Source organism: Scopulibacillus darangshiensis (assembly GCF_004341035.1).
GTDB classification, from domain to species: Bacteria; Bacillota; Bacilli; order Bacillales; family Sporolactobacillaceae; genus Scopulibacillus; species Scopulibacillus darangshiensis.
In genome coordinates, this window is sequence record NZ_SLXK01000007.1 from 59,988 (window position 1) to 78,179 (window position 18,192).

An 18,192-nucleotide genomic window follows, 5' to 3' on the forward strand; every position below is an offset into this window, starting at 1 on the left:
TGTTACAAAAGATAATTAGAAACGCCTAAAAGATTGATTTAAAAGTTTCAAAAATGACCTTTGATCCGATTCTTTAGGCCTTTTACAGATAGTTTAAAGGAGTATTTTGCTGTTTAGAAAAAATTAATAAACATTTTATAAAGATATTAGGGATATCAGTTACAATTACCTTATAATCAGGAAACAAACTGTTTGGTATAAAAGGAGACCAGCTATGTCGATTAGAAAACGCCTGATGCTGTCTAATATCGCCATGATCGTGATCCCGGTCATTCTGTTTGTGATCGCGGCATTTCTTCTAGTTGTTATTTTCAAAGGTGACATACAGAATATCCGGGGACATTTTAACCGCGGTAATCAGACAACAACCCAGGAATCACGGATGTATATGGATATTGTAAAAGGAACCGCGCTCACGCCGGGGAAATTTAGGGATCAGCAATATCTTAAAACGTTAAATAAGAAACTGCAGAAAAAAGACATGGAACTTGTGGTAAGAAAAGCGGGAAAAGTGCTTTTCGTGGCGGACAACTTGGATGGTAATGTTACAAGCATGCTTCCGGCTTTTGGAGAAAATGAGGGGTATAAACCTGTAGTGTGGCTTGATAAACAACAGCTGTCCATTTACCAGCATAATTTCTATTTTACAGATGGGTCAGAAGGGACGGCTTTTTTAATAAAAGACGCGGCGCCGTTTACTTCATTTGCAAGAAGCTTTTTTCCTCTGCTATTTGTCAGTTTGTTAATGATATTGGCATTAACAAACTTTTTGTTAACCTATTTTATGTCGCGAAGCATATTAAGACCGGTTAAGAGATTATCTGAAGCCGCTCATTATATTAGTGAAGGACATTTGGACTTCCATGTTGAAAAAACCTCAAATGACGAGCTCGGCAAGCTATGTGAAACTTTTGATGACATGCGTGAGCGATTGAAACGATCAACCGAACTTCGGCAGCAATATGAAACCGACAGAAAAGAATTAATCGCAAGCATTTCACATGATTTGAAAACACCGATAACTTCCATTAAAGGATATGTCGAAGGGATTCAAGACGGTGTCGCTAATTCACCGGAAAAAGTTGAGAAATACCTCCATACTATTTTTGCAAAGGCGAACGACATGGACCATTTGATTGATGAATTATTCATTTATTCGAAACTTGATTTGAAAAATCTCCCCTTTCATTTTGAAAAGGTTGATGTCCTGGAATACATGAAGGATTATACAGAAGAGCGCCAGTTTGAATGGGACAAAGAGGGCGGTTCGGTTACACTTAATGCAGCAAAAGGAGATTATCTTGCTATAGTGGATCGGGAAAAATTGAAAAGAGTGCTTGATAATATCATTAATAATAGCATCAAATATATTGATAAAAAAGAAAAGCGAATAAAGATCAATTTAACAACTGCTGAAGATAAAGTCGGTGTGGAAATTCACGATAATGGTCCGGGTGTTACACACCAAGAGCTGCCCTACATTTTCGACCGATTTTACAGGACGGATCCATCGAGAAATTTAAGCGGCGGGGGCAGCGGCCTCGGACTTGCGATCGCTAAGCAGATTATCGAAGAACACGGCGGGGACATTTGGGCAGAGAGCCCTTCAAATCAGGGCCTAATAACCACTTTCACTTTGCCGAAAGCCGAAAAATAAGGGGTGGCGTAATGCAAAGAATATTAATTGTTGAGGACGAACAAAGCATAGCCGAATTAGAGCATGATTATCTTGAAATAAATGGATTCCATGTGGATATCGCCAATGACGGCAATAGTGCTTTGCAAAAAGTGATGGCCGAAGCGTTCGATCTTATTTTATTGGATCTCATGCTGCCGGGAATAAGCGGGTTTGAACTTTGCAAACATATTAGAAAGGAACAAGATATTCCAATTTTAATGGTGACAGCCAAAGGAGAAGATATTGATAAAATTCGAGGACTTGGCCTTGGTGCAGATGACTATATTGTCAAACCATTCAGTCCGAATGAACTTGTAGCGAGGGTGAAAGCGCACCTTTCACGCTATGATCGTCTAAAGGGCGGCGGAAGGCGTATGGATGATATTCGCATCCGCGGGTTGGTTATTAATAAAGAAGCCCGCCAAGTTTTCATTAATAATGAAGAAGTGATGTTAACCGCGAAAGAGTTTGATTTATTGACTTTTTTAGCGTTGCATCCTAATCGGGTGTTCAGCAAAAACGACTTATTTGAACGGATATGGGGCATGGATTCAATGGGGGACATTGCCACTGTAACGGTGCATATTCGAAAAATCCGCGAAAAGGTTGAAATGGATCCAGCCAACCCGCAATATGTAGAAACGCTTTGGGGAGCAGGCTACAGATTCAGGGGCTAAAGTTAAAGAGTCAGACCTTGTGAACGTTCACAGGGTCTGACTTATTTTCGGTTAACCAGAAAGTATAACTTTCTGACGCACCTAAGTGCACTGGCTAAAGACGTAACATCCTGTTACAACGCCAGTACTAGCACGTCCTGTGCGTCGCAACTACGCCTCTGTCTTTTAATAAAGATTTAAGATTTGGTTTATGAGGGGTTTAGAAATGGTGGTTAGACTTAAGTTTGTAAGGGGAAGTTGACATCAATCAAAAACAAGGAGTGGATAATAATGTATTGGGGACATCCTTTTTTTCCTCCCATCGGATTCTTCTTTATCATCTTGTTCATCGGTCTGGTGATTTCTAATATTATGCTGTGGCGCAGGCGGGGAAGGGCTTGCCGTCGCTACAACGGAAACACTGCGGAGTTTATGTTGAAAAAACGCTTGGTCAATGGCGAAATAGATGAAGAAGAATATCTCAGATTAAAAAATGTATTGGAACAATAAATCAGCCTGCCCCGCTAGAGCATTGCACTCCGGCGGGGCTTTTCCTGTCTAATCCCTGCCCGCCAGTTCATATTGAGTTCATAATCCTTTTATATAATGCTACAAGATTAGAACAAATAATGAAGGGTTAGATAAATATGGAGAACACGATGAAAAGCGATATCACGCCTGTCGAAAATAAGAGTCATAAAATCCTTGTTATGATGGGTTTGATTATCGGATTGATTTTTTCCGAATTGGATGAGACTGTTGTCAATACCGCAATGCCAACAATTATCAAGGATCTTGGCGGTTTATCGCTGTATGGATGGGTCGCTGGGGTATATATGTTAACATTGTCAGCCTTTATGCCCATTTTAGGGAAGCTGGCGGATTTGTTTGGCAGAAAAAAGATTTATTTAATATGTATGACCTTTTTCATTGGCGGATCAGTTGTATGCGGCCTATCCCACTCGATGACATTATTGCTGATCGGCCGCGGTATCCAAGGGATCGGCGCCGGCGGATTAATGCCGCTCGCTATGACGATTTCAAGTGATCTCTTTCCCGTGGAACAGCGGGCGAAGGTGCAAGGATTTATGGGTCCGATTATGTTTATACCGATGTTATTAGGCCCATTAATGGGCGGTTTCTTTGTTGACCAAGTAAGCTGGCACTGGATCTTCTTTGTCAATATTCCTGTTGGCCTGGTAGCTGCGCTCCTTTTAGCAAAGGGATTGCGCGAATCAAAGCAAACCAAGGAAGTAACCATCGACTGGGCAGGGGGATTTCTATTGATCTCAGCCATTGTCTCCTTGTTAATTACACCTGTACTTGTACAGAATGAGGGCTATGCTTGGACATCTCCATTAATACTTGGACTGCTGATTTTAGGAGTCATTTTAATTGGCTTCTTTATATGGGTAGAATCCAAAGTGAAGGAACCAATTGTTCCGCTGCATTTATTTAAGAACCGAAATATTTTAGTTTTATCATTACTTGTATTTACGGTAGGGCTGGGGCTTATGGGGTCGTTCTCATCCTTTCCTTATTTTGCTCAAAATGTGTTGGGCTTAACGCCAACAGAGGCGGGGTATTTAACGCTGCCTATGATGGTCGGCGCTGTCGGTTCAGCCATGATATGCGGTTTCTTATTGACAAAAGTGAGGTATCGCGAGCTATTTGGCATCGCCTTTATCATGCCGGTGATTGGCTTTTATTTATTTGCCCATCTTAATATTCATACGACAATTGTACAGATTATTATTTTCTTTGTTATATCAGGACTTGGGTTAGGCGTCATGTTCGGTGGCGATAACTTAATCGTGCAAGAATCCGTTGAAAAGGAACATAAAGGCATTGCCCTAGCCACTGTTCCGTTATTCCAGTCGATTGGGGCAACAGTGGGTGTGAGTATATTTGGCAACTTATTATCGTACACACTCACATCCAAATTGGGAAGTTTAGGCGATAAATTGCCAAAAAGCATCTCCGAACACATGGAGGATATGGCAGCAGGAGGCATACCACAAGGGCTTCGGCCATCACTAATGACTACTGTAAAAACAATGTTTGTTGAGTCGTTCCAACATATTTACCTTTATTCGTTTATCATTATGATTATCGCCTTTATATTGTGCTGGTTTTTGAAAAAAGAAGTCCTGTCATCCAAGACGGAAGAGGAAAATTAATAATTAAACCTCTCTAAATTAACCACTGGTTATTAATTTAAAATAATAATAACCAGTGGTTAATAAATTGTCATGATGAATTTGCAAAATTAGGCTTTTCCATGGAAAATAGAGGATGAGAATAATCTTGAGGTGGGGAAATGCCAGTGGCTAAACAACAATTTTGGTTCATGGTAGCTTCAGATACAGCGGCAGCCTTTAGGTGGGAGCACATATTAGAAAGTCAGAGGTCACAGTTTTGGTGGCTGCGCAGGCTCCCAAAAAACTTTAAGTCAGCGCGTGTGGGTGATCTTATTTTGTGCTACCGAAGCGGCAGCGATAAAAGAGCACTAGTGGGCTTAGCTAAAGTTGAAGAGGGATTCAATGAGGATGGCATCATGGTTAAGGGCCTGCTCGCTTTTAAACATCCCATTCCTTTTGAAAGATTTAAGCATGAACCTGTATATAAAAAAACAGAGGCAGGGCGCCTGCGCAACCGCGGCACCCTATTTGCAGTAGACAGCTATTTTGTTAACTGGGTGAGAGAGGTTCTAGAGGTGTGCGGAGATCAAGAAGCTGCAGACATGATAAGCTCAAGATTTAATAACGATCCAGTCCTCTAAGTCAAAAGGATTGTAAATTGTAACGTATTTTATAGTAATTGCCAAAATTGGTTTTACTCCTCTGCGAATTGTGATAAATTGGCAATAAGGCAACCCGCACTTTACTAAAATATTAGGTATGTTTTTTTATCATTTCCCCCCTTCTTTCCATACAAACAAACCAATAAAGAAAATAATGCCAATCCCGATCAGCGCATAGACAATATTTGAATAAACAGCCATGAAGCTAAGGATTTCCTCCCACGATTCCCCTAAGGCCCAAATGCAATCATTAAAAAAATACCGGCATAACCAAACTGCTCCATAAAGCCAGTAATCCACTCTTGCATGACATACCCCTCAATCTAAGATTTAAAGTAATGTCTTTTTTAAAAGTCCTTAAATACCTGGTATTGTACGAGAAATTGGGCGGTGCAGTTCCCTTTTTGCAGGCGGTTGCTTTTATTGACATTCATAAAGGATAACGTAAAATGAAGGGGATTTAAAACAATATCATTTTAGAAGCTGTTCAATGGTCTGTTGCTCTTACAAACTGGATTTTAAAGGGATTCAAACGGCTTTGGCTGCATCTTCTGTATCCGCCAATCTGCTGCGATGGATGTGGCTGTACATATGCTACTTGCCGGAAAAGTGGATCATGGGGAACATTATATGCCCCCTGCTAAAATGGGTTGTCGGTCTTTTCTCCGATGATGTGAAGAGGAATAGAAAAGGATAAAAAGGGGTGTCAATTAAATGATTAAGGCTGTTATTTTTGATTTTGATGGATTGATCATAGATACGGAATCCGCCTGGTATGAAGCTTACCGGCATGTTCTTGAAGGGCATGGTGTTACCCTTCCGTTAGAAATATTTGGCCGAGCGGTTGGAACACATGATTCGACTTTATATGACTATATCCACTCGCAAGGAAAGGATGGCTTGGAGCGTGAGGTGATTGAACAAGAAACTGCAAAGCACTATCATACGCTAATGGTATCACCCGCGCTCAGGGACGGTGTATTAGACTACCTGGAAGCAGCCAAAGCAGCCGGTTTGAAAATTGGGCTGGCATCCAGTTCTGGACGAGATTGGGTGCAAGGGTATTTGGAAAAGCTCAATATTCTCAGCTTTTTTGACACGATCAAGACACGGGATGATGTCAAGCAAGTGAAGCCTGACCCGGAATTGTATATCAAGGCTGTGGGAGCACTCGATGTGAGACAAGAAGACGTACTAGCCTTTGAGGACTCTCTTAATGGCTTAAAAGCCGCCAGGGCAGCGGGCCTTGCATGTGTCATCGTGCCAAACCCGGTAACTGGCCATCTCCAGTTTGAAGACTTTAGTCATCGCTTGTCATCTATGAAGGAAATGACCTTTGATCAATTGGTTAAAATGTTGGAGGAGAAATAAAGTTTAAGAAAAAAACACATTCGAAAGTAATATCAAAAAGGCCCTCGCTCTATATATGAAAGCGTGGGCCATATTTTTATTTTTAGATATCCCATTAAGGTGAAAATAAATTATGAATAATAAAATAATTTAATGTATAATTAGATGAAGGTATTTTTAAATTCCTTACATAGGGGAGATATGATGAAGCCAATCATCGGTGTCACATCGAATGTTGAGAATGATTTTACACATACGCTGTCGAATGATTATCTTCAAGCGACGCTGCAAGCGGGGGGCGTGCCGGTTATCTTGCCGATTGGCCTTGACGACGATGTCAGTCAAATAGCCGAGGCCATAGACGGGCTTGTTTTAAGCGGCGGCGGCGATATTGACCCGATGTTGTTTGGTGAAGAACCTCACCAAAAACTAGGAAGGATTGCGCCGGGCAGGGACACTTTAGAGATTGCCCTTACACAAAGGTTATTGGAGCTGAATAAACCGATTCTTGCGATATGCCGCGGCATTCAAATTATGAGTATTGCTGCGGGCGGTGATATGTATCAGGATATATACAGCCAGATCGGGGCACCACTGCTTCAGCATACTCAGAATGCCAACAGGTTTCATCTTTCACATCGTGTCAAAGCAGAAGGTCATAGTTTAATAGCGAAGATCGCCGGGCAAACCGAATTTAAAGTGAATTCCTTTCATCACCAAGCTGTCAGGGATGTTGCCCTGCCCTTTGTTGTGTCCGCCCGTTCTTCAGATGGTGTCATTGAAGCCATCGAAAGCACCGAACATGACTTTGTAATAGGTGTTCAATGGCATCCCGAAGCCTTAGCGCTTAAAGGTGATGCTATTGCAAAGCAATTGTTTGAAAGCTTAGTCCGTAAAGCTACTAAATCATAACGAGGTGGTACTGTTGAAAATTATCGATTTGCATTGCGATGCTTTGCTAAAGCTTTGGATGGGAGAGGGGAAAGTACCCTACAAGCATGCCTCTGAATTAGATACAAATCTAAGGCGATTAAAAAAAGGAGACGTTCAGGTTCAATGCTTCGCGGTCTTCATAAATCCGGAAATGAAAGCAGAACAAAAGTTTCAGGCGGCGCTTGACCAAATCTACTATTTTTACAATGAAGTACTCGCGAAAAACCCCGAAATGAAGCAAATAAAGGATTGGGCAGACTTTACTCAATTAAAAGAAAACGAAATAGGGGCCATGCTGACTCTTGAAGGTGTGGATGCCATAGGCAATGATTTGAAAAAAATGAGCATTCTTTACCATTTAGGCGTCCGGTCAGTTGGCCTAACATGGAACAACGCCAATCTGGCGGCAGATGGCGCCGGGGAGCCAAGGGGAGCCGGACTGACGACTTTCGGCCGCGAGATTGTCCAATTCAATAACGGACACCACGTTCTTACCGACGTTTCACATCTGTGTGAAAAGGCGTTTTGGGACGTTATAGAGCTTGCTGACTATCCGGTTGCCAGTCATTCAAATGCAAGGGCTGTATGTGAACATCAGCGTAATTTATATGATGAGCAGGCTAAGGCCATGTTCGAAAAGGGCGGGATGATCCATGTCGTCTATTGTCCTTATTTTGTAAAGTCGAAGGGTAAAGTAACGATTTCAGATCTTATCAAACATATTGATCACTTTTGTTCGCTTGGAGGCGTTAACCAGATTGGCTTCGGCTCTGACTTCGATGGCATCGAAACTTTTGTCGCAAAATTGGAAGACGCCTCAATGTATCCGAACCTGATCAACGAACTCTTAAAATATTATACCGAAGAACAAGTCAAAGGTTTTGCCCATCAAAACTTTATAAATAACTATTGTCTAAAATAAACAATGCCAAGAGAGAACACAATGCTAACCATACAGAAGGACAGGCCCGCATAAATCCATGGCTTTGAGGGGGGGTAAGACGTCCGGACCGGCAAAGTCCGGATCCTCCTCCCCTCAACTTCCTGAATCACTTGCTCCTTCCTACTCGCAATCCGAAAAAAACGCTTGCAGCTATAAATGAATGCTGTGAAAAAATGTCCCGATAAAATGAGAAGAATCGACCCTACAACCAAATAGATTAAACCTATATAAAAAATGATATTGACCCAGCTGACCAATTGCCATGAATGATAGAAAACAAGAACGGCAGGAAATGACAGAATGAATGCGATAAGACTGCTTCGAAAAATGACTTTCAATAGTATGACCTCACTTCTTTTCTCTTAAAATTAGTCTAGCATGACAATTGTTTTTTGAACATTGGCAATTTATATTGAAATATAGATAAAAAGAGTATAAACTGTCCATAAATGGTTAAAAATTCTGACGATTGAGAGGGTCGTATATGAAAATGAAAAAAATGGCCTCGTTCCTAATCTTTCTGCTGATCATGACGATGGCGCTAAGCGGTTGCAATTTTAGTTCTTCAAAAGACACCAGTTCAAAAGGTTCAGGGGGAGATAAGTCAGGGAAGTCCAAGCAAGTTCTGAGAGTAACCGAAAGCTCTGAAATCCCAACAATGGATTCTACCAAGGCTCATGATACGGTAGCTTTTACAGTATTAAACAATACCAAAGAAGGTCTATACCGTCAGGACAAAAACAACCAACCTATTATGGCAATGGCGGAAAAACATGAAAAAAGCGACGACAGCCTCGTTCATACCTTCAAAATCAGGGATGCGAAATGGAGCAATGGTGATCCGGTTACTGCTCATGATTTCGAGTATGCCTGGAAGAAGGTCATGAAAGAAGCTGGGGCGTACAATTATATGTTTGTCACAGCAGGCGTTAAGAACGCTCAGGCGATCATGGATGGAAAAAAGGATGCTGATGAATTAGGTGTCAAAGCGGTTGACGACAAAACATTAAAAGTGACCCTTGAGCGTCCTAACCCTTTGCTTGAAACGCTTTTAACATTCCCGACGTTCCTGCCCCAGAATCAAAAGTTTGTTGAGAAGATGGGCGATCAATATGCCCTTGAGTATGACAAGGTTCTCTCAAACGGCCCTTTCAAACTATCAGCATGGAAGCATGAACAAGGCTGGACATATGTTAAGAATCCCGATTATTGGGATGCAAAGAACGTGAAGCTGAATAAAATCAAGGTCTATGTGGTTAAAAACGATAAAACAGGATTAAACCTTTATGAAAGCGGAAAAATTGACCGAGTCAGTTTGTCCGCATCAGCGGTGGACAACTACAAAGACGACAAGGCATTCAAAACGAAAACGTTAGCGGGAATAGGATTTTTGCGCTTCAACTTAAATCATCCTGCATTAAAGAATGAAAATATCCGCAGAGCGATTAATCTCGCCATCGATAAAAAGGGCTTGACCGATATTGCCTTGAATAATGGCGCCGTGCCTTTATATGGTGTTGTTCCAGGTAATTACTACTATTCGCCTGGTAAAAAGGATTTCCGTAAATTAAATGGGGATCTGTTAAAAGGTACTGCAAAAGAGGCGAAGAAATATTGGGAAAAAGGCCTTAAAGAGATAGGAAAAGACAAAGTTAATGTGTCGATAAACATATCAGATGTTGAAGAAAGCAAGAAAATGGCAGAGTTTTTGCAATCCCAATTGGAATCAAAATTGCCGGGATTCAAAATGGAAATCAAGGCGGTTCCATTTGAACAAAGGCTGGAGATAGAAAAGTCTATCAAGTATGACATTTCGTTGTCAACATGGGGACCGGACTACAGCGACCCTATGACTTATCTGGATATGTGGGTGACAGGCAGCTCGGCCAATAGGGAGGATTATGCCAATCCGGAATACGACAAGCTCGTCGAGAAGGCAAGAACGGAAACAGATCTGGCGAAGCGCTATAAAATGCTATTAAAATTAGAAAAAGTGTTACTGGAAGAGGATGTGGCCATAGCACCGTTATACCAAAAAGGCCAGGCGATCCTGCAGCATAAGAACATTAAGAATCTCGTTCAGCATCCAAGCGGTCCGGAATTCACCTATAAGTGGACATATATAGAATAACGGGCAGCCTTGCAAAAGTAGGGATGTATCTACAGGTACATCCCTTTTCCACTAGATGTTCCTATCAAATGAGGTGTTCAAATGAAACGTTACATTCTCCAACGAATCGGTTTTATGTTATTAACGCTTTTTTTAATTGCGACGCTCACCTTTTTCCTTATGCACTTTTTGCCGGGGACGCCTTTTAACAACCCGGAAAAGCTCACAGAAAAGCAAATTAAGGTATTGAATGCCAAGTATGGTTTGGACGATCCGGTCGCTCTTCAATATCTTCGTTATTTGGGCCATTTAGTCACGGGTGATTTTGGGATGTCATTTCAATATGAAGGCAGAACGGTTAACAGCATGATTACAACAAGAATCGGACCATCCGCATTGATTGGATTCCAAGCTATGGTTTTTGGGACAATTATCGGATTAGCTCTTGGGATTATTTCTGCTCTTAAGCATAATTCGATATATGACTATGGTTCAGTTACACTCGCTGTTTTAGGCATGTCAATACCATCATTTGTCTTTGCCGCCCTGCTGCAATATTTTGTCGGTGTCAAGTTAGGATGGCTGCCGCCGGCATTATGGGAAGGCTACCAAAATACGATTTTGCCATCCTTTGCCTTATCAGTAACCGTTATTGCGACCGTTGCACGGTTTATTCGCACCGAAATGCTTGAAGTATTAGGGCATGATTATGTGATCACCGCCAGATCGAAGGGGGTCGCTGAGCCCAAGGTTATCGTAAAGCATGTGCTTAGAAATGCATTAATTCCAGTAGTCACTATGCTCGGTCCACTGGCGGTCAGTATTATGACAGGGACTCTGGTCATCGAGAAGATTTTCTCTGTTCCCGGACTTGGTGAACAATTTACTTTATCCATCTTGGTCAAGGATTACAGTGTAATTATGGGTATAACGATCCTTTACAGCGCATTATTTATTTTGATTGTATTTATTGTGGATCTGCTCTACGGTTTCCTGGATCCCAGAATTAATTTTAAACGGGGGGCAGAGGCATGAAACTTGAAATGAATAATCCGAAACCGATCCTCCCCAATAAAAATGGACGGCATAATCAGCCCCTAATTCCAACAGAAGTAACCGATGATCTATTTGTTGTCAGTCCAATGGACGACATAAGGCAAGAAGAACTGGATTCCCCGCCGGTCACATTTTGGAGGGAGGCTATGGGCAGATTAATGAAAAATAAAGGGGCGGTGATATCCCTCACTGTACTCGTGATTATAACAGTGATGGCGATCATTGGACCGTACCTTAATGAATACACGTACAGACAGCAAAATACAGCCCATACAAATTTACCCCCAAAAGTGACAGGATTGGGATGGCTCGGATTTGACGGCATCGATGTCCATAGGGTAGATCAATATGAAAAAAGGCATATTACAGAAAATTTTTGGTTTGGCACCGATGAATTCGGCCGGGACTTATGGACAAGAGTTTGGAAAGGCACACAAATTTCCCTATTTATCGCGCTGGTTGCTGCACTGCTTGATTTATTTGTGGGTGTGCTTTATGGAGGCGTTTCCGCATTCTGTGGCGGGAAAGTGGACAATGTGATGCAGCGAATTATTGAAATATTAGTAGGGGTGCCTAATCTGATTGTGATTATTTTGTTTATATTAATTTTGGAGCCAGGCATTACCTCGATTATTTTGGCCATGGTTATAACAGGATGGGTCGGCATGGCACGGGTTGTCCGCGGCCAAATGCTGCAATTAAAAGGTCAGGAATTTGTATTGGCGTCACGGACTTTAGGAGCGAAAGGCACGAGCTTAATAAGGAAACATTTACTGCCTAATGTGATGGGGCCGATCATTGTGACTTTAATGTTTACGATACCTACCGCAATCTTTTTTGAAGCTTTCCTAAGCTTTATAGGACTTGGCTTGCAGGCACCGCTTGCTTCACTAGGCGTCTTGATTGAAGATGGTTATAAGTCGATGCGTTTCTTTACATACAAGCTTATTTTCCCATCTATTGTTATCAGTGCTATCATGATTAGCTTCAATCTTCTCGGTGACGGACTTAGGGATGCGCTTGATCCGAAGATGCGAAAATAGGGAGGGATAAATCGTGGCAGAACCAATGCTTTCAGTGGAGAATTTGCATGTCTCCTTTCAAACAAAGGATAAAGAAGTTAGAGCTGTCCGCGGTGTAAACTTTTCATTAAATAAAGGAGAGACACTGGCGATCGTCGGTGAATCCGGTTCAGGCAAATCAGTGACAGCCAAGTCAATTATGCGACTGCTGCCAAAACATAATACAAAGGTAAAGGAAGGAAGAATCATCTATGAAGGCCGGGATTTATTAACCGCATCAATCCGTGATATACAGAAGATAAGAGGATCAGACATCTCGATGGTCTTTCAGGATCCTATGACTTCGTTGAACCCGACAATGAAAATTGGCAAGCAAATTATAGAAGGTCTTAAGACATATCAAAGCATATCAAAACAGGAAGGAAAGACTAAGGCGGCTGAAATGTTAAAACTGGTTGGAATACCAAATGCCGAAGAACGCCTAGATGCTTACCCTCATCAGTTTTCAGGCGGGATGCGGCAGCGTGTCGGGATTGCGATGGCGCTTGCCTGTAATCCCAACTTATTGATTGCCGATGAGCCAACAACGGCTCTGGATGTAACTATTCAGGCGCAAATTCTAGAGCTGATGACTGATATGCAGAAAAAGACGGGGACAGCTATCATTCTCATCACACATGACCTCGGAGTCGTGGCAAATATGGCGGACCGCATTGCTGTCATGTATGCCGGTGAAATCATAGAAATTGGCCGGGCTGAAGAAATATTCTATAAGCCGCAGCATCCATATACTTTGGGGTTACTGCAATCAATGCCAAAGCCGCATACAAGCCGAACGGTTCCGTTAATCCCGATACCCGGAACTCCCCCGGACCTGGCAAAGCTTGAAAGAGGGTGCCCTTTTGCCCCAAGGTGCCCGCACACAATGAAGGTTTGCCATTATTTTAATCCTGAAATGCAACATGCAAGCGGCGGCCACTCTGTCTCATGCTGGCTGCAAGATAAGCGAACACCTAAAGAAAATTTGCCGGCCGGAGTAGGCGTGGTATAAGAGAAAAGCCCCCATCTCTAATTGAGATGGGGGCTTGATTGAGTTAATCAGAAAGTATAACTTTCTGACGCACATAAGTGCAACTAAGCCTCTAGCTACGCCTATTAAAGGCTTGCCAATCGGCAAGTTTTCTTTATTTTTAGTACGCCAAGCTGAACAAACCTTTGATATGTGTCAAATAACGGATATTGCTTGCATCTTTCATCAGGGATGCTGGAAGACCTTTAAGCGGTGTTTCGTTAGCGCCAATTTTGGCAACGGCATCTTTGCGCCCAAGGCTTGCAAGTGTTCCGGAGTCAACTGGGCTAAACCCTTCAAATGCTTTGTTTTCCAAGTAAGCGTACAGATTGTAGCCAATAAGCTCACCCATTTGCCAAGCAATCTGGGCAGTTGGCGGGTATGGACGGCCGCCTTCGGATGGGAAGACAACAGCACTGTCGCCGGCTACGAACACATCTTCATGGGAAGTTGACTGCAGGTGTTCGTTAACGGTTGCCCGTCCGCGATCTACTTCAAGGCCGGATTTTCCAACGAGCGGATTTCCTTGCACGCCGCCAGTCCAGACAAATGTATTTGCAGTAATTTTTTGGCCATCTTTTAAATCAATGACATTGCCTTCGACATTTGTTACAGGAAGGCCTGTTAAGAATTGAACGCCTCGTTTTTCAAGGCTGACAGTTGCCCGTTCAATGAGGTCGTCTGGCAGAACCGGAAGAATCTTCGGACCAGCTTCGACAAGCATTAACTTCACTTCTTTAGGATCTACACCATAGCTTTTAGCAAGCTTTGGCATTTTATCGGCAATTTCACCAACTAACTCGACGCCGGTTAATCCTCCGCCGCCGATTAGGATTGTAGCATCAGCTTCATTTTTCGTTTTGGCGTATTCGCGAATGCGATCTTCAATATGTTTCTTAACTTTGTTAGCATCCTCAGCAGACTTCAATACCATGCTGTTTTCTTCGAGTCCCGGGATACCGAAGTAAGCTGTAATGCTTCCCAGGCTGACAACAAGAGCATCATAGGTTAAAGCCGTGTTGTCCGAAAGCTTCACTTCTTTCTTGTCTGCAGAAAATGATTCAACCTTTGCGATCTTAAGGTCAATATCTTTTCCTTTAAAAAGCTTTTCTAAAGGCATGGCAACAGCCTTTTCAGTAACATTTCCTGCCGCCAAGCGATGCAGTTCCGTAATGATTTGGTGTGTTGGGTATTGATTGACAACGGTGACCTTGGCTTCAGCTTGACTGTAGTGTTTGCGTACGGTTAAAGCGCTAAGAAGTCCGCCATAACCCGCACCTAAGATAACGATATGTTTTGACATAGTTTATCCTCCGCCCTAATTAATAGAATGTAAAGAAATCTTATTTATTGTTATTGCGGTTATTTATTGTTACCTGCGGTTTGCAGAAATTTGAAGATAAGCATTTGCGAAGCGGAAAAGCTTCTGAGCTTGCGGGTCTTTTATCATTTTCAAAAGACCGAAGAGACCGATCACTTCATTGCTTGCTTCAGCGCGATCCTTTGCTTCAATAGCAGTTGCCGCGATATCTTTTACAGTGTCTTTTACAGGTTCTACAATTTCTTGAATCGCACCGACAGTATCATTCTTTAATACGTCATCTGTTGCGACCGATTGAGCGAAGTCATAGGATTTCGTCAAAATGTTAACAAGTTCCGTTAATTTAGGAAGCTGTTCTACTAGAGCATTCAAAGATTCCTGAACTTCAGGCTTTAATAACTGATCAAGGACATCAAGTTGTTCCTGAGTAGCAGACAACTTCGTTTGAGTGTTCGTTTCTGACATGACCAATTCTCCTTTAAATTTAGTGGTTCCCTCTCAAGGGAGTTTGTGAAACATTACACAAAGATCCACAGAAAATAATATACCTAATTTATAATATTTTCAACAACTTTGTAACACAAAATATAATTTGTATACAAACTATATTTACACATAGCAATAAAAGGTGTATACTCGGTTGGTATGTTTTTTGGGAGGCGTTGCTTTTTGGTTTCAATTGAAGATTTAGTAGGCATAACCATGTTAAAGTCGAGCAAACGATTGACGCGATTAATCACGATGCATTTAAAGCCTTATAATATTACATCAGAACAATGGATTGTTTTAAAGCGGGTATCTGAGGCGGATCATATCAGCCAAAAGGAACTGTCTCAGCGATCAGATAAAGACCAGGCAACATTGACAAAAATTTTAGATCTTCTCGAGAAAAACGGTTATGTATCAAGAAAGCCTAATCCGGATGATCGCCGGTCATTTCTTATTTGCATTTCTGACAGCGGGAAATCGTTAAAAGAAGAACTGTTTCCTTTTATAGAACATCTGTATTCTCAAATTATCAGCGATATCCCGGAGGAACAAATGGCTGTCTATCAAGAAGTCTTGCAAAAAATCCAATGTAATATAGAGGATTTAAAATATAAATGAGTTTTAACTATAAAGAAAGAAGGGTCTAGCACCAGTGAATTCATCAACATCAAAATTATGGACGGGGCAGTTTGCAATTATTATTTTTATGACGTTTTTGTTCTTCCTTTGCTTACAGATGCTGACAGGAGGATTTCCAATATTTGTGACGGGGTTTAGCCAAAGCCCGGCTTTAGGGGGCATCATGACAACGGCTTTCATGCTGGCCGCGATTATAACAAGACCGATAATAGGCATTATTATGCATAAGCTTAACATGAAAAGATTGCTAAGCGTTGTGCTGCTCTGTGTCCTAGCCTGTATCATCGCAAGCTATAATCAACAAGCTATGCCGTTATTAATATTATTACGGATTTTGGAAGGTATCGGCTTTGGTATTTCGACAACTTTATTGGCCACACTGGCAACAAACCTTATTCCTCAAGGACGGTTAGGTGAAGGAATTGGTTACTTCGGCATGGCGACAAGCTTAGGGACGACGCTCGGGCCGATGTTTGCTTTATCGATTCTGAACTCCTCCTCATTTAATATCCTGCTTGTTGTAACTATGATATTGAGCGCTCTGACCTTTATTTGCGGGTTGTTTATTAAGAATAACAAATCGGTTCAGCCGGGGCCTGATTTAAAAGGATCACTAATAAGCTATGCCTTTGATAAGAAAGCTTTTCTTCCATGTTTTTTAGTTATGCTCTTTTATGTTACCTTTTCAGGCATTGTAAATTTTATTAACGGATTCGGGGAAGAGATCCACATCGGCGCCAAGGTATCCATTTTCTTTTTAATCAATGCTGTAATCATGGTAGTGATCAGACCTTTTTCAGGGAAAATATATGATCGGATGGGTCATAAATTTCTCATTTATCCAGCCGCGGTTTGCGGTTTCATTGGACTGATATTAATGGCTATGGGCAAGAGTTTCACTACCCTAATCATAGCAGCTGTTCTTTATGGGATAGCTTATGGTGTGATGCAGCCGTCTTTCCAAGCGTGGGCGGTCAGCCGGGTCAGCGCTGATAAGAAGGGAACGGCTAATGCGATGTCACTCAGTTTTATGGACCTGGGCATGGCCCTTGGATCGGCCACTTTAGGCGGTGTTGCTGGCTTGACAAGCTACAAAGCCATGTACGGCATATCCTCACTGTTAATCATTGCTCTTTTGTTGATCTATATGACGAAACATAGTAAGGTCAGGAAGATAGAGAAGGCGAATAGGGAAGCTGCGTAAATGAAGGGAGAGGTTGTCTTGGCTCAATCGTTAAAAGGGAAGATCGCTTTTGTAACCGGAGCTGGAAGAGGCATTGGCCGGGCCACAGCCATCGCTTTAGCCAAGGAAGGCGTCAGTGTTGGGCTACTGGCACGAACGGAAACGGCACTTAAAGAGGTTGCCAAGGAAATAGAAAGCTATGGTGTAAAAGCTGCTTTTGCCGCAGCTGATGTGTCATCGCAGGAGCAAGTGGAGCAGGCCATTGAAGAGGTCACAAATGGGCTTGGTCCGGCTGATATTTTAATTAACAACGCGGGAACCGGTAAATTCGGGTCTGTTTTAGAATTTGATCCGGAGGAATGGAAGAGGATTATCGATGTTAATCTAATGGGGCCGTTTTATGTGACGCGCGCTGTGCTGCCGCAATTAATTGAAAAAAACGGCGGAGATATCATTAACATTTCTTCTACTTCAGGGCTAAGAGGCACCGCAGGTTCAAGTGCTTACAGTGCATCCAAGTTTGGACTCCTGGGTCTGACCGAATCTTTGACACAGGAAGTGCGCAAACACAATATTCGCGTCATGGCCCTAACGCCAAGCATGGTCGCAACGGACCTCGTTTTTAAGGATAACAAGCCTGAGGATAGCGAGGAGAAATACATGCAGCCGGAAGACTTGGCCGAAGTCATCGTTTCTCAATTGAAATTACATCCACGGATTTTTGTTAAGTCAGCAAGCCTTTGGGCGACGAATCCTTTTTAATTAATAAGTGGCTAGATGTATATAAGACATCCAAAAAGGGTCATTAGGTGGAACTACCTAATGACCCTATTAATCTTCCATTATTAAAGATAAAATGTGGCACAGTTTCTAATAATAGTATCAAATATGTTATCTTCGTGAATAAAGTAAAGATTATAGGGGGAATGATTTATTTGTT

General features: G+C 42.0%; 19 protein-coding genes. 16 read left to right on the forward strand and 3 right to left on the reverse strand.

The window, feature by feature from the left end:
• Positions 1 to 214: 214 nt before the first annotated feature.
• The 9 genes from EV207_RS07055 to EV207_RS07095 all read left to right on the forward strand — a co-directional run bounded on the left by EV207_RS07055 (position 215) and on the right by EV207_RS07095 (position 8,342).
• A complete protein-coding gene (locus EV207_RS07055) occupies positions 215 to 1,657 on the forward strand; it encodes a sensor histidine kinase (protein WP_132745085.1) in 1,443 nt (480 codons plus the stop codon).
• A gap of 11 nt (positions 1,658 to 1,668) precedes the next feature.
• The gene (locus tag EV207_RS07060) at positions 1,669 to 2,355 is read left to right on the forward strand and encodes a response regulator transcription factor (RefSeq protein ID WP_132745087.1); all 687 of its coding nucleotides are present in this window, start codon (positions 1,669 to 1,671) and stop codon (positions 2,353 to 2,355) included.
• Between the two features lie 270 nt (positions 2,356 to 2,625).
• On the forward strand, positions 2,626 to 2,844 hold the full coding sequence (locus EV207_RS07065) for an SHOCT domain-containing protein (RefSeq protein WP_132745089.1): 219 nt from the start codon (positions 2,626 to 2,628) through the stop codon (positions 2,842 to 2,844).
• 137 nt (positions 2,845 to 2,981) lie between these two features.
• Positions 2,982 to 4,514 (forward strand): MDR family MFS transporter, encoded by a 1,533-nt coding sequence (locus tag EV207_RS07070; protein WP_132745091.1) that lies wholly within the window; start codon positions 2,982 to 2,984, stop codon positions 4,512 to 4,514.
• A gap of 146 nt (positions 4,515 to 4,660) precedes the next feature.
• Positions 4,661 to 5,116: an EVE domain-containing protein gene (locus EV207_RS07075; RefSeq protein WP_165886854.1), complete on the forward strand. Its 456-nt coding sequence runs from the start codon at positions 4,661 to 4,663 to the stop codon at positions 5,114 to 5,116.
• A 511-nt stretch (positions 5,117 to 5,627) separates the two neighbouring features.
• The gene (locus EV207_RS07080) at positions 5,628 to 5,834 is read left to right on the forward strand and encodes a hypothetical protein (protein ID WP_132745095.1); all 207 of its coding nucleotides are present in this window, start codon (positions 5,628 to 5,630) and stop codon (positions 5,832 to 5,834) included.
• 17 nt (positions 5,835 to 5,851) lie between these two features.
• Positions 5,852 to 6,508 (forward strand): HAD family hydrolase, encoded by a 657-nt coding sequence (locus tag EV207_RS07085; RefSeq protein ID WP_132745097.1) that lies wholly within the window; start codon positions 5,852 to 5,854, stop codon positions 6,506 to 6,508.
• A gap of 183 nt (positions 6,509 to 6,691) precedes the next feature.
• Positions 6,692 to 7,399, forward strand: coding sequence for a gamma-glutamyl-gamma-aminobutyrate hydrolase family protein (locus EV207_RS07090; protein ID WP_132745224.1), 708 nt, complete (start codon positions 6,692 to 6,694; stop codon positions 7,397 to 7,399).
• 13 nt (positions 7,400 to 7,412) lie between these two features.
• Positions 7,413 to 8,342 carry a dipeptidase gene (locus EV207_RS07095; protein WP_132745099.1) on the forward strand — a complete coding sequence of 310 codons (930 nt, stop codon included), beginning with the start codon at positions 7,413 to 7,415 and terminating at the stop codon, positions 8,340 to 8,342.
• Here EV207_RS07095 and EV207_RS23870 read toward each other — a convergent pair.
• Positions 8,327 to 8,701, reverse strand: coding sequence for a DUF3899 domain-containing protein (locus EV207_RS23870; protein WP_165886855.1), 375 nt, complete (start codon positions 8,699 to 8,701; stop codon positions 8,327 to 8,329). The two genes, EV207_RS07095 and EV207_RS23870, sit on opposite strands and share 16 nt — an antisense overlap.
• 146 nt (positions 8,702 to 8,847) lie before the next feature.
• On the opposite strand from EV207_RS23870, the gene EV207_RS07105 reads away from it, so the two are divergent.
• From EV207_RS07105 to EV207_RS07120, 4 genes are all read left to right on the forward strand, one after another.
• Positions 8,848 to 10,494, forward strand: a complete 1,647-nt coding sequence (locus tag EV207_RS07105; protein WP_132745101.1) for a peptide ABC transporter substrate-binding protein — start codon at positions 8,848 to 8,850, stop codon at positions 10,492 to 10,494.
• A gap of 81 nt (positions 10,495 to 10,575) precedes the next feature.
• Positions 10,576 to 11,508 (forward strand): ABC transporter permease, encoded by a 933-nt coding sequence (locus EV207_RS07110; RefSeq protein WP_132745103.1) that lies wholly within the window; start codon positions 10,576 to 10,578, stop codon positions 11,506 to 11,508.
• Positions 11,505 to 12,572, forward strand: a complete 1,068-nt coding sequence (gene opp3C / locus EV207_RS07115; protein ID WP_341539797.1) for an oligopeptide ABC transporter permease — start codon at positions 11,505 to 11,507, stop codon at positions 12,570 to 12,572. The genes EV207_RS07110 and opp3C overlap by 4 nt, the downstream gene beginning before the upstream one ends.
• 13 nt (positions 12,573 to 12,585) lie before the next feature.
• Positions 12,586 to 13,602: an ABC transporter ATP-binding protein gene (locus tag EV207_RS07120; RefSeq protein ID WP_132745105.1), complete on the forward strand. Its 1,017-nt coding sequence runs from the start codon at positions 12,586 to 12,588 to the stop codon at positions 13,600 to 13,602.
• 139 nt (positions 13,603 to 13,741) lie between these two features.
• On the opposite strand, the gene EV207_RS07125 is transcribed toward EV207_RS07120, so the two are convergent.
• Entirely contained in the window at positions 13,742 to 14,923 is a 1,182-nt protein-coding gene (locus tag EV207_RS07125) for an NAD(P)/FAD-dependent oxidoreductase (RefSeq protein WP_132745107.1), read from the reverse strand.
• A 69-nt stretch (positions 14,924 to 14,992) separates the two neighbouring features.
• Positions 14,993 to 15,406 (reverse strand): helical membrane plugin domain-containing protein, encoded by a 414-nt coding sequence (locus tag EV207_RS07130; RefSeq protein WP_132745109.1) that lies wholly within the window; start codon positions 15,404 to 15,406, stop codon positions 14,993 to 14,995.
• Positions 15,407 to 15,610: 204 nt separating this feature from the next.
• Here EV207_RS07130 and EV207_RS07135 point away from each other — a divergent pair, with 204 nt between their 5' ends.
• The 3 genes from EV207_RS07135 to EV207_RS07145 are packed head-to-tail and all read left to right on the forward strand — an operon-like array spanning position 15,611 to position 18,014.
• Positions 15,611 to 16,048 (forward strand): MarR family winged helix-turn-helix transcriptional regulator, encoded by a 438-nt coding sequence (locus EV207_RS07135; RefSeq protein ID WP_132745111.1) that lies wholly within the window; start codon positions 15,611 to 15,613, stop codon positions 16,046 to 16,048.
• A gap of 34 nt (positions 16,049 to 16,082) precedes the next feature.
• Entirely contained in the window at positions 16,083 to 17,273 is a 1,191-nt protein-coding gene (locus tag EV207_RS07140) for an MFS transporter (protein WP_243646981.1), read from the forward strand.
• A gap of 18 nt (positions 17,274 to 17,291) precedes the next feature.
• Positions 17,292 to 18,014, forward strand: a complete 723-nt coding sequence (locus EV207_RS07145; RefSeq protein ID WP_132745232.1) for a 3-ketoacyl-ACP reductase — start codon at positions 17,292 to 17,294, stop codon at positions 18,012 to 18,014.
• Positions 18,015 to 18,192: the final 178 nt, after the last annotated feature.

Coding starts and splice junctions, on each gene's coding strand:
- EV207_RS07080 (WP_132745095.1), top strand. CDS start 5,628: ATGGTCTGTTGCTCTTACAAACTGGATTTTAAAGGGATTCAAACGGCT.
- EV207_RS07055 (WP_132745085.1), top strand. CDS start 215: ATGTCGATTAGAAAACGCCTGATGCTGTCTAATATCGCCATGATCGTG.
- EV207_RS07085 (WP_132745097.1), top strand. CDS start 5,852: ATGATTAAGGCTGTTATTTTTGATTTTGATGGATTGATCATAGATACG.
- EV207_RS07105 (WP_132745101.1), top strand. CDS start 8,848: ATGAAAATGAAAAAAATGGCCTCGTTCCTAATCTTTCTGCTGATCATG.
- EV207_RS07065 (WP_132745089.1), top strand. CDS start 2,626: ATGTATTGGGGACATCCTTTTTTTCCTCCCATCGGATTCTTCTTTATC.
- opp3C (WP_341539797.1), top strand. CDS start 11,505: ATGAAACTTGAAATGAATAATCCGAAACCGATCCTCCCCAATAAAAAT.
- EV207_RS07125 (WP_132745107.1), bottom strand. CDS start 14,923: ATGTCAAAACATATCGTTATCTTAGGTGCGGGTTATGGCGGACTTCTT.
- EV207_RS07060 (WP_132745087.1), top strand. CDS start 1,669: ATGCAAAGAATATTAATTGTTGAGGACGAACAAAGCATAGCCGAATTA.
- EV207_RS07090 (WP_132745224.1), top strand. CDS start 6,692: ATGAAGCCAATCATCGGTGTCACATCGAATGTTGAGAATGATTTTACA.
- EV207_RS07070 (WP_132745091.1), top strand. CDS start 2,982: ATGGAGAACACGATGAAAAGCGATATCACGCCTGTCGAAAATAAGAGT.
- EV207_RS07110 (WP_132745103.1), top strand. CDS start 10,576: ATGAAACGTTACATTCTCCAACGAATCGGTTTTATGTTATTAACGCTT.
- EV207_RS07130 (WP_132745109.1), bottom strand. CDS start 15,406: ATGTCAGAAACGAACACTCAAACGAAGTTGTCTGCTACTCAGGAACAA.